General features: G+C 36.1%; 5 protein-coding genes. 4 read left to right on the top strand and 1 reads right to left on the bottom strand.

Going from position 1 to position 11972, the window contains the following annotated elements; genetic code table 11:
* Nucleotides 1-23: 23 nt before the first annotated feature.
* The 4 genes from DMA14_RS03600 to DMA14_RS03585 all read left to right on the top strand — a co-directional run bounded on the left by DMA14_RS03600 (nt 24) and on the right by DMA14_RS03585 (nt 8524).
* On the top strand, nt 24-3218 hold the full coding sequence (locus DMA14_RS03600) for a SusC/RagA family TonB-linked outer membrane protein (protein ID WP_111423204.1): 3195 nt from the start codon (nt 24-26) through the stop codon (nt 3216-3218).
* 19 nt (nt 3219-3237) lie between these two features.
* Nucleotides 3238-4938, top strand: coding sequence for a RagB/SusD family nutrient uptake outer membrane protein (locus DMA14_RS03595; RefSeq protein ID WP_157957663.1), 1701 nt, complete (start codon nt 3238-3240; stop codon nt 4936-4938).
* Nucleotides 4939-5025: 87 nt separating this feature from the next.
* Nucleotides 5026-6459, top strand: coding sequence for a hypothetical protein (locus DMA14_RS03590; protein WP_157957662.1), 1434 nt, complete (start codon nt 5026-5028; stop codon nt 6457-6459).
* A 55-nt stretch (nt 6460-6514) separates the two neighbouring features.
* Nucleotides 6515-8524, top strand: coding sequence for a hypothetical protein (locus tag DMA14_RS03585; RefSeq protein WP_111423198.1), 2010 nt, complete (start codon nt 6515-6517; stop codon nt 8522-8524).
* 351 nt (nt 8525-8875) lie between these two features.
* Here DMA14_RS03585 and DMA14_RS03580 read toward each other — a convergent pair whose 3' ends face one another.
* A complete protein-coding gene (locus DMA14_RS03580) occupies nt 8876-11824 on the bottom strand; it encodes an FAD-binding and (Fe-S)-binding domain-containing protein (protein WP_111423196.1) in 2949 nt (982 codons plus the stop codon).
* Between the last annotated feature and the right edge of the window lie 148 nt (nt 11825-11972).

Here is an 11972-nt window from a genome sequence, read left to right as displayed (position 1 = left end):
ACTGACAAAAACCATTAAGAAACATGACCAAACAAAAACCAACAAAAGATTGGCTTTCTTCTGAGACATGGAAGATTACCAAACTAACATCGGGAGCCTTACTGGCCCTTACTTTACAAACTTCTTTTGCCGCTGAGTCAAAAGAAACAAAATTCTCTACTAAGGTGAGCAGTGATCTAACTCTAAGAAAAGCTGAAAACACATCATTATTTGTAGAAAAACTGGTAAAAGGAAAAGTAACTGGTCCACAAGGAGAACCACTTCCTGGTGTAAATATTCTTGTAAAGGGAACAAAAATTACAGCTACTACTGACTTTGATGGTAATTTTACTATTGAAGTTCCAGATTCCAACAGTATTCTTGTTTTTTCTTATACTGGATTTGTAACTAAAGAAGTTCCAGCAGATCAAGCAATAAATGTAAAGCTTGAAGAGCAGAATCAAACATTGAACGAAGTTGTTGTCGTTGGATATGGAACGCAGAAAAAAGCTTCTACAACGGGAGCAATTGCATCGATTAAAGGAGGCGTTTTGACTCAAAATGCATCTGCAAACGTTTCTAACGGAATCGCTGGACGTATGTCTGGAGTAATTGCCAATAACCGTTCTGGAAGACCTGGTGATGACAGTTCGAGTCTTTTAATTAGAGGATTCAACTCTTTTGGCGGAGGAACAAGTCCGCTTGTAGTTGTTGATGGTATTCCTGACCGTGACTTAAACAGGATTAACCCAGATGATATCGAGTCTGTAACAGTTCTAAAAGATGCATCGGCGGCAATTTATGGAGTACGTTCTGCAAATGGAGTTATTCTGGTAACTACCAAAAGAGGAAAAGTAGGTGCACCAACTATAAAAGTAGATGGATCTTATGGTGTTCAGCAGTTAACTAGAATGGGCGAAAGAGTTAATTCGTGGGAATACATGACGTATTACAACGAACTTAATGCTCATAAAGGAACAACGCTTCCGTACACTCAGGCAGAGATTGACAAATACAAAGCTGGAACCGATCCAAATTATACGAGCACAGACTGGATGAAACAGGTTTACAGAAAAGATGCTCCTCAAGCCAACCTTTCGCTTTCTGTAAATGGTGGTAATGAGCAGGTAAAATATTTCTTTTCTGGCCAATATTTAAATCAAGAAAGTAATCTTAGATATAGTGACGAGAGATACAGACAATTCAATTTAAGATCAAACATTGATGTTAATATCACTTCAAACTTTAAGGTAAACTTAGATATTGCTACTCGTAAAGAAGACAGAAACTATCCAGCAGTAAGTATTGGAAGTATCATGCACGAAACGGTTAGTATGTATCCTTTTATTCCTGCTTATTGGAAAAATGGCTCGCCATCATCGGGTATTACAAATGGTAGAAACCCAATTTTAATGTCTTCGCCATCGGCAGGTTACGATCACGTGATAAACTTAATTGTAAACCCAAAAATCGGATTTGAATTAAAATTGCCAAGAATAACTGAAGGATTATCTCTTAGCGGATATGCTGCATTTGATTATAATGTGCGTAGCGAAAAGAAATTCACAAAACCTTGGGATGCTTATTCTTATGATAAAACAAACGATAGTTATAACAACGTAAAAAACAGTACCAGTATTACTAGCGTAATGCAAGATGAGCGAATTGCAAATCAAAATACGTATTTCGCAAAACTTGCCTACGATCGTAAATTCGATAAACACTCTGTAAACGCTTTTGTAGGATATGAGCAGACTACAATGGACAAAACTCAAACGTATGCTTATAGAAGAGATTTATTGAGTGATCAATTGGATCAGATTTTTACTGGAAGCACTAAAGGGCAAAATGCTACAGGTGGCGCTTATCAAGACGGACGTGAGAGTTTCCTTGGAAGAGTTGCTTATAATTTTGACGATAAATATTTTGCAGAAGTTACTGCTCGCTACAACGGATCATTCAACTTCCCATCTTCAACTCGTTGGGGTATGTTCCCTTCGGTAAGTGCAGGTTGGAAAATTTCTGAAGAACCTTTCTTCAAAAACAATATTAAAGGATTTGATTTACTAAAAATAAGAGCTTCTTGGGGAAGAATGGGTAACGACGATTTGAGAGAAACTATTAATGGCGTAGAATATCTTAATCAATATCTTTTCTTAACTAGATATCAGTTAACAACAGATCAGCAACTTTATAGTTACTTTGGATCAGACTATACATTAAACAACAGTATCTATCTTTCTTCTACTCCTAACCCAAATATTACTTGGGAAATTCAAGACTCTAAAAACATCGGTTTTGATTTTGGTTTCTTCGGAAATAAATTAACAGCAACTTTTGATTATTTCAGTAATAAAAGATCTGACATCTTAGCAGCAAGAAATGCTTCTGTGCCTTTGTACACAGGATTATCGCTTCCAAAAGAAAATATCGGAAAAACTGTAAACAGAGGAACTGATTGGTCTATTAATTATGCTGATCGCATCAATAGTTTTAAATATAGTGTTGGTTTTAATTTTACTTATGCGCAAAGTGAAGTATTGTTTCGTGATGAAGCGGCAAACATTCCAGCTTGGCAAAAATCAACCGGAAGAGCAATCGATTCTTGGTTAGTTTATCAAACAAATGGAATTTACCGTACTCAAGCAGACGTTGACAATTCACCGCATTTTGAAGGAGCAAAACCAGGTGATCTTTGGGTAAAAGATACTGACGGTGACGGAAGCATCACTTCTAATGATAAAGTGAGAATTCCTGAATCTGCAACGCCAAAAATTGCTTATGGTATTCCGATTAGAGCTGAATACAAAGGTTTTTCTGTAGACATGCTTTGGACAGGACAAGCAAAAGCAAGACAAATGATTTTACCACAAGCTCAAGGAGCTATCGTAGCACCTCCAAGATGGCTGTACGAAGACAGATACACTGCAGATAATCCAAATTCTAAATACCCTGTTGCATTCAATGATTCTGATCCTAGAAACAATATCGATGCAGACTTTTGGTTAAAAGATGCTTCATTCTTCAGATTAAAATCTTTAGAGGTTTCTTATACATTACCTGAAAAAATGCTGTCTAGATTCGGAATACTAAATATGAGATTCTATGCTGGAGGAACCAATTTGTTCTCTATTGACCACATGAAACAATACAATTTAGATCCTGAAACAAACAGTAGAACAGGTGTAATTTATCCACAAACCCGTATTTACAGAATCGGTGTAAGCATTGAATTATAACAAGGTAAAAGATCAAAACATGAAAAATTATAAAATCAATAAACTAATAAATATAAAAAAGAAAGCTGTTATTGCGGCTGCCCTTTTTGTCAGCTTTACTGCTGTAACATCCTGTAGTGAAGATCCTTTGGACAAAGCTCCTTTGGATTCTTATACAGATGAAAATGTATGGAATGACTTAAAACTTACAGAAGCTTTCGCTAATAATCTTTATACGGTATTGCCAAGCACTCAGCACAACTGGAATGATAGAACAAACAGAAGCTGGATCTTATCTACTGCTTGCGACGAAGCCTTCAATAACTTTAACGATTATGACGTGTGGAATCTTAATTCTGGTGCTCTTACTCCAGACAACGCAGGAGATTTCAATACTTGGAAACCAACTTATGCTACAATTCAAAATTGCAATATCTTTTTGTCCCGAATTGATAACGTGCCTGGAGATGAAGCTTGGAGAAACAGATTAAAAGGTGAAGTCCTTTTCTTAAGAGCTTATGCCTATTTCAAATTAATTAGTGATTACGGAGGAGTTCCTCTTGTTACTAAACCTTTTGAACTAAATAGCAATTTTAAAGTAGATCGCAGTTCTTATGACCAATGTGTTGATTTCGTTGTTGGAGAATTAGACAAAGCGGCTGAATTACTTCCTTTAACAGCTAAAGATCTTGGAAGAGTTACAAAAGGTGCAGCTCTTGCTATAAAATCAAGAACATTACTTTATGCAGCAAGTCCGCAATGGAATCCTTCTAATGATTTGGCAAAATGGAAAAAAGCATCAGATGCTGCAAAAGCGGTTATGGATTTAAATATGTATTCGCTTTACGACAAAAAGTATGAAGATCTTTTTACTACCAACAATTCAGAAGTTATCTTCTCTCGTTTGTCTAGTAAAGACCCACAATGGAGTGCTTTTAATGGAGTAGAAATGTTTAATTCGCCAAGTGGTTTTCATGGATGGGCAAATTTTGCTCCAAGCCAAAGCCATATCGATGCTTACGGAACAGCTGATGGAAAAGACATTACAGATCCAACATCGGGTTATGATCCTCAAAAACCTTATGTAAACAGAGATCCACGTTTTTACAAAAATATTGTATACGACGGACGTGCTTACGGAAAACCTGAATTCTTTCAAGATCGCTACGATGCAGGAAGTTCAAATAAAGCTGAGTTCTACGAAGGTGGTTTAGATTCTCCTCAAGGATGGGATACTTGGAATGCTAGTAAAACGCGTTATACTTTCCGTAAATATTGCGATACAACGTACAATTACAATAATGAAACACAGACTAATAAAGCTTGGATTATTTCACGTTTAGGAGAAATTTATCTTAATTATGCTGAATCAGAATTTAAATTGGGGCATGAAGGAACTGCTATTCAATATTTAAATTTATTAAGACAGCGTGCAGGAATTACAAATCCGTTAACTGGTTTAACAGGAACAGCTTTAGAAAACAAAATTCGTAACGAAAGACAAGTTGAATTATGTCTTGAAGGTTTCCGTTACTACGATGTGCGTCGTTGGAAAATAGCCGAAGAAACTGAAAATAAACCTTTAATGGGAGTAATTATTACCAAAAACAATGACGGTTCTAAAACTTACACCTACTCTAAAGTTCAGGAAAGGATTTTCAAACCACAGCATTATCTGCTACCTATTCCAAGAGATGAAATTAACAGAACAGGTTTACCCCAGAACCCAGGTTATAATTAACAATAACCAATTAAGCAAACCCATCTAAGGGCGATGGGTTTGCTTTTAAAATGTATTCAAACCAAAATCCAAATCGAAAATAGCTTTATGAAAAATCACTTTTTAGTTTTACTGACTCATTGCTGTTTCTTTTTGAATGCATTTAGTCAAGAAACAGTTACTTTCAAATCTTCAGATGCTGCACTTCAACTAGCTTTCGAGCGTGCCAAAAGTATGGCATTGAGTTATAAAGGAGATTCTAATGATCCTGTTGGCCCATGGTATGAAGCAGCTCTACCTTCTCGATCTGCATTTTGTATGCGAGACGTATCGCATCAGAGCATTGGCGCAGAAATCCTTGGATTGAGTAAGGAAAATAAAAACATGCTTTCGCTATTTGCTAAAAACATTTCAGAAAATAAAGACTGGTGTTCTTATTGGGAAATCAATAAATATGGAAAACCTGCTCCCGAAGATTACAGAAACGACAAAGAATTCTGGTACAATCTTAACAGCAATTTTGATGTCATATTTGCCTGCTGGAGACTGTATTTATGGACTGGTGATGAAGGTTATATAAAAAATCCTGAGTTTGAAAATTTCTTCGAAAAATCTTCAACAGAATATATAGAACGCTGGGTTTTACAAGCCGATTCTCTACTAACAAGACCCGAATTTGTAAACTCTCCTGCTCCATTCAATATTAAAGACGATTTTCATAAATGCCGCGGACTGGCTTCTTATTCAGAAGGCATTCCAGGTCTAAAAATGGGAGTTGATCTAGTTGCAGCAATTTATCGCGGTTTGCTTACCTATTCTTCTATTTTAAAAGAAAAAGGGCAATTTGAAAAAGCAGCTTTCTTTGAGAAAAAAGCAGTACAATACCAAGAGCAGATCGAACAAATCTGGTGGGATCAAAATGCTTCGGCTTATAATGTCATTTATACCGCTGACGGCAAATTCAGTAAAGATTTTGGCGAACTATTTTTATTATGGTTCGATGCTTTAACAAATACAGACAGAACCGAAAAAACAATTAAGAACATTCTTTCTTCCAAAAGCAATGTAGAAAACGCCTCTTATCTTCCTTTTTTATTATATAAATATGGTTACGAAGACAAAGCGTATGAATACATTTTACATTTAACAGCCCCTGAAACCAAAAGAAGAGAATATCCAGAAGTTTCATACGGCGTAATTGAAGGCATTATACATGGCTATATGGGAATAGAGCCAAATGCATCAAAAAAAACAATAACAACAGTAAATCGAGGAAAAAAAGATAGCATTTCTGAGGTCGACAATTTACCCGTGTTGCATACAACATTAGCTGTACAACACAAAAACCAAACAACAACACTACACAACAAAGGCGAAAATTTTATAGAATGGAAAGCTATGTTTACTGGAAATTATAATTCTATTTTTATAAATGATAAAAAAGCTGCCGTAATTCATGAAAAGGACAACAAGGGAAATCCCTACACTGCTATTACAATTCGTGTGAATCCTGGACAAAAAATAACGGCAGCCTTTCGCTAAAACAACTCGTCCAATGTACTACTAATACAATGGACACAATTTAAAATTAAACGCTATGAAGATATCTTCTAGAAAAAAACTTAAATCTTTTTTATTTGTCCTTATTGCATTCTGCTTTATTACAAATACAGCACTTTCGCAAAACGATCAACGTTGGCAAATTAATACCGACGGTTCGATTTCTTGGCAAATAAACAATACAATTCCGCATGATGATCATATCGAAATGAGCGGTAAAAGAATCTCGTGCGTTCTGAGATATGGTGTCGCGGCAGATGGTTCATTTCATGCTACACGCAGTTTGGTTTGGCCAATGCTGAGAACCATTCCGAATAATACGCATGCAAGTTTAACGCGTCAGTTTGCTCAGGATGCTTTTGATCTTGTGACAGTAAATTATAAACCAATTCCAGCAGAAAAAACAGTTTCATTAACATTAAACGGAACATTACTAGTTAAAAGCAAAACAGACAAACTTGAACTTACAAGACAGTTTTTTCCTTCTACAGCTTTAGCGGTTTATAATGAAATCTACACCATTAAAAACAGCTCTGATAAAAACTGCATTGTAGAAATTCCAAAATCGAATGCGGTTTATACTACAGATCCAGCAAAAGGAACTGAAGGCAGTTACACTATACATGCAGATCTTATTAATAATGGAAGTTTTAATTTAAAACCAAATGAATCGGTTAGCTTTTCTGTTATCTATTCAGGCGTTAAAGCAAACGAAACAGTTCCTGCTGTAAATGCTGAAGAAGAAAAAACGAAACGTTTAGAATTAATTAGCGAAATATGGAGCAAATTGATTTTGGAAACACCAGATCAGGTTTTGAATACCGAATTTGCTTTCGCGAAAATCAGAGCAGCAGAAAGTATTTTTGAAACCAAAGGCGGTCCAATGCACGGTCCAGGCGGAGAATCATATTATGCTGCCATTTGGGCAAATGATCAGGCGGAATATATTGGACCATTTTTTCCTTATTTAGGCTATGAGTATGGAAATAAAGCTTCGTTAAATGCCTATCTTCAGTTTGCAAAATTCATGAACAAAGAATACAAACCTATTCCGAGTTCTATTGTTGCTGAAGGAACGGATATTTGGGCTGGCGCAGGAGATCGCGGAGATGGCGCTATGATTGCTTATGGAGCTGCACGTTACGCGCTTTCGAGAGGAAATGCAGATGAAGCAAAACAATTATGGCCATTAATTGAATGGTGCTTAGAATATTGCCACAGAAAAATAAATACTGATGGCGTAGTTGCGTCTGATTCTGATGAACTTGAAGGACGTCTTCCCGCAGGAAAAGCCAATTTGAATACTTCTTCTTTGTATTATGATGCCTTAAATTCTGCTGTTTATCTAGGCAAAGTTTTAGGAAAAAACCAAACGCAACTTAAAGCATATAAAGCCGAAGCTGAAAAACTAAGAACTGCTATTGAAAAGTATTTTGGAGCTAAAGTTGAAGGTTTTGAAACCTACAAATATTATAAAGAAAATGATGTTTTAAGAGCTTGGATTTGTACTCCGCTTACAATGGGCATTTACGATAGAAAAGACGGAACTATAGATGCATTATTTTCTCCTAGATTATGGACAAAAGATGGTCTTGCAAGTGTTGCTGGCGATAAAATATTCTGGGATCGTTCTACTTTGTATGCTTTAAGAGGAGTTCTTGCTGCTGGCGAAACAGATAAAGCGCTTGATTTCTTGCATTATTATTCTGACCGACGCTTACTGGGAGATCACGTTCCGTATCCTGTAGAAGCGTATCCAGAAGGAGATCAGCGTCATCTTTCGGCTGAAAGCGGTTTGTATTGCCGAATTTTTACAGAAGGGTTATTTGGTATTCGCCCAACAGGTTTACACAGTTTTGATTTTACGCCTCGTCTTCCAAAATCTTGGAATACCATGAAATTAAAACAGATTCATGCCTTTGAACACGATTTTGATATTACAGTTGAAAGAGCCGGCAAAAATCTAAAATTAAAAATAACTGATGGGAAAAAGTTAGTAATCACTAAGGTTATTAAAGATGGTAATACTATAAATATTAAGTTATAATTTTTTTTTGAATTATTGTTTTTTGATACAAGCCTCCAAAATATACTTGGAGGCTTGTTTTTTTTATAGTTTTTTAAGCAGATTAGTTTATACATAAAGTATATCTGTAGAGACGCACCGCAGTGCGTCTACGCCCAGTATATCTACAACAGGAAAATCTTTGAGGACAAACGCGCGTGAGACGCACTGCAGTGCGCCTCTACGGAATATTGGAACGATAATAATTTCTGTATTTTGAATTCAAAAAAAAATCAAAATATATTTTAAACACAAAGCATATCTGTAGAGACGCACCGCAGTGCGTCTACGCCCAGAATATCTGCAACAGTAATGTTTGAGATAAACCAATCTCTACTTTAAAGCCTTAAATAATATTTCTACCGGATGTTGCGCTTTTCGTCCTGTGCCATCAGCAATCTGATGCCTACAGCTTGTTCCAGGCGCAGCGATTAAAGTAATGGCTTCCTCCGCCCTAATTGTTGGAAACAAAACCAATTCTCCAATTTTCATAGAAATATCATAATGCTCTTTTTCATAACCAAACGAACCTGCCATACCACAACACCCACTTGGAATATTTAAAACAGTATAATTCTTTGGCAATGAAAGTATCTTTTTAAGCGGCACTAAAGACGATAAACTTTTCTGAAAACAATGTCCATGCATGCGAACTCTTTCCGTTTGGTCTGTAAAACTATCAGGCGTAATTTTTCCTGCATCCAACTCTTTAGCCAAAAATTCTTCAATCAGAAAAGTTCTAGTTGCCACTTTTTTAGCTTTTTCTTTTAAATCTCCACGGCACAAATCAGGATATTCGTCACGAAATGAAAGTATTGCTGAAGGCTCAATTCCGATCAAAATGCTATCATTTGGAATTGCATTTTCAAAATCTCTGATATTCTGTTCCGCTATTTCTCGCGCCTCTTTCAGCATTCCTTTTGAGAGATATGTTCTTCCGCTAATGCCAATTTTAGGAACTAAAACTTTATACCCTAATTTATTCAAAAGTTTTACCGCCGTCTGCCCTATTTCGACATCATAATAATTCAGAAATTCGTCATTATACAAATACACCTTTCCGTTTCTAAAATCACCTATTTGACTATAATTTTTTATCCATTTTCCAAAAGTAATTTTGTGCATTAAAGGCAATTGTCTTTCTACAGCAAAACCAGTACTTTTCTTAATCCAATTTCCAAGAGTTCCTTTAGCAGATAAATTATAAAGCCACGGAGCTGAGGCAAACAATTGGTTTATTTTTGGCGTATTTCCAATTAGTTTAGATCTGAATTTTACTCCATTTTTATCATGGTATTGCTGTAGAGTTTCGGCTTTCAATTTAGCCATATCCACATTAGAAGGACATTCTGACTTACAGCCTTTACAGCTTAAACATAAATCCAAAACCTCCAACAGATTTTCATCATCAAATCGGTTTATTTCTGTAGAATTTGTTATGGTTTCTCTGAGCATATTGGCACGCGCTCGAGTGGTGTGTTTTTCATCTCGAGTAGCCATATAACTTGGACACATTGTACCGCCACTTTTCTCTGTTTTTCTGCAATCACCAGAACCGTTGCACATTTCTGCGGCGCGAAGAATTCCGTTATGTTCTGAGAAATCGAAATACGTTTCAGGCATCGGCGTATCTTGTCCTGCCATGTAACGCAGACTCGTATCCATAGGAGGCGTATTCACAATTTTTCCTGGATTAAAAACACCCCACGGATCCCAAACTTCTTTTATCTGAACAAATAATTGGTAAATTTCATCTCCCAACATTAGCGGAATAAACTCTCCTCTAAGCCTTCCGTCTCCATGTTCTCCGCTCAATGAGCCTTTGTATTTTTTTACCAAATGCGCAATATCGGTTGCAATGGTTCTAAAAAGTTCTGTCCCTTCATGAGTTTTTAAATCTATAATTGGACGCAAATGCAATTCACCCGTAGCCGCATGCGCATAATGCACACAGTTTAGATTTCTCTCCTTTAGAATAGCATTAAAGTCTTCTATAAAATCAGGTAAATCATTAACATCAACAGCTGTATCTTCAATTACAGCAACTGCCTTGGCATCTCCCGGAATATTAGATAATAAGCCTAAACCTGCTTTCCTTAATGCCCATACTTTATTGGTATCTTCACCGTAAACAATTGGGAAATGATATCCAAGATTTTGCGAACGCATCAAAGCTTCCATTTCTTTTGCAATGCGGTCTATTTCTTCTTGAGAATCTCTCAAAAATTCTACTGCCAAAATAGCTTGAGGGTCACCTTTCACAAAAAAACGATTCTTACTTTGTTCGATATTTTCTTTGGTGCATTCCAGAATATAATGGTCAATTAATTCCACACTATCTGGGTTAAACTTCAATGCTTCTATATTAGCTTTTAAAGATTCGTGAATGCTTTCAAAATGAACGCAAACCAAAGCCGAATACGGTTTTAAGGCATCAACCAGATTTAATTTTATAGCTGTAGAAAAAAACAAGGTTCCTTCAGATCCTGCAATTAGTTTACAGAAATTGAACTTTTCATCAGCATCATTAAACGGACTGCTGTCTGCCAATAAATCTAAAGCATATCCTGTGTTTCTTCTTGGAATTGATTTCTTAGGAAAATTAGCCTCGAATAAGCTTCTATTGTGCTCAGACGATAATATCTCTTTAGCTTGCAGATAAATTGCTTGTTCCAGTTCGCTTACAACATTAATTCCATTGCATTTATCTTCAAATTCAGCATTGGTCAAAGAACCAAAAACAACTTCATTTCCATCTGCTAAAAACCCTTGTATTTCGAGTACATGTTCTCTTGTTGATCCATACACAACAGATCTTGCACCACAAGCATTATTTCCCACCATTCCACCAATCATACAGCGATTGCTGGTAGAAGTTTCTGGTCCAAAAAAAAGTTTATATGGTTTTAAATGAAGATTCAATTCATCACGAATAACACCAGGTTCTACCCAAGCCGACTTTTCTTCCTGATTTACCGATATAATTTTGGTAAATTCTTGCGAAATATCAACCACAATTCCGTTTCCAACCACTTGCCCAGCTAATGAAGTTCCGGCCGCACGCGGAATGATACTGCTGTTGTTTTCTTTTGCAAAAGCAATAATTTTCTGGATATCTTCTTTAGTTTTAGGCACAGCTACGGCCAAAGGCATTTCTTTGTAAGCGCTTGCATCTGTTGCGTACAGCAGACGCATGGTATGATCGTAAAATAATTTGCCCTCTAATTGCTTTTCTAAACCTTCAAGTTTAGCAGAAATCTTTGGAAGGATATCATTATTCATTTTTATCTATTGTTAACTATTGATTTAACACATAGAAACATAGATTTTATTTTTAAAAAAGGTAATAAAAAAGAAACTCGTTTCTTAACACATAGCTATGTGCATTCATGCTAAGTGAAACGTCTTTCTCACAAAATAAAAAACTATG

This window comes from Flavobacterium sharifuzzamanii, assembly GCF_003254585.1.
GTDB classification, from domain to species: domain Bacteria; phylum Bacteroidota; class Bacteroidia; order Flavobacteriales; family Flavobacteriaceae; genus Flavobacterium; species Flavobacterium sharifuzzamanii.
This window is presented reverse-complemented; position numbering and strand designations above follow the sequence as displayed.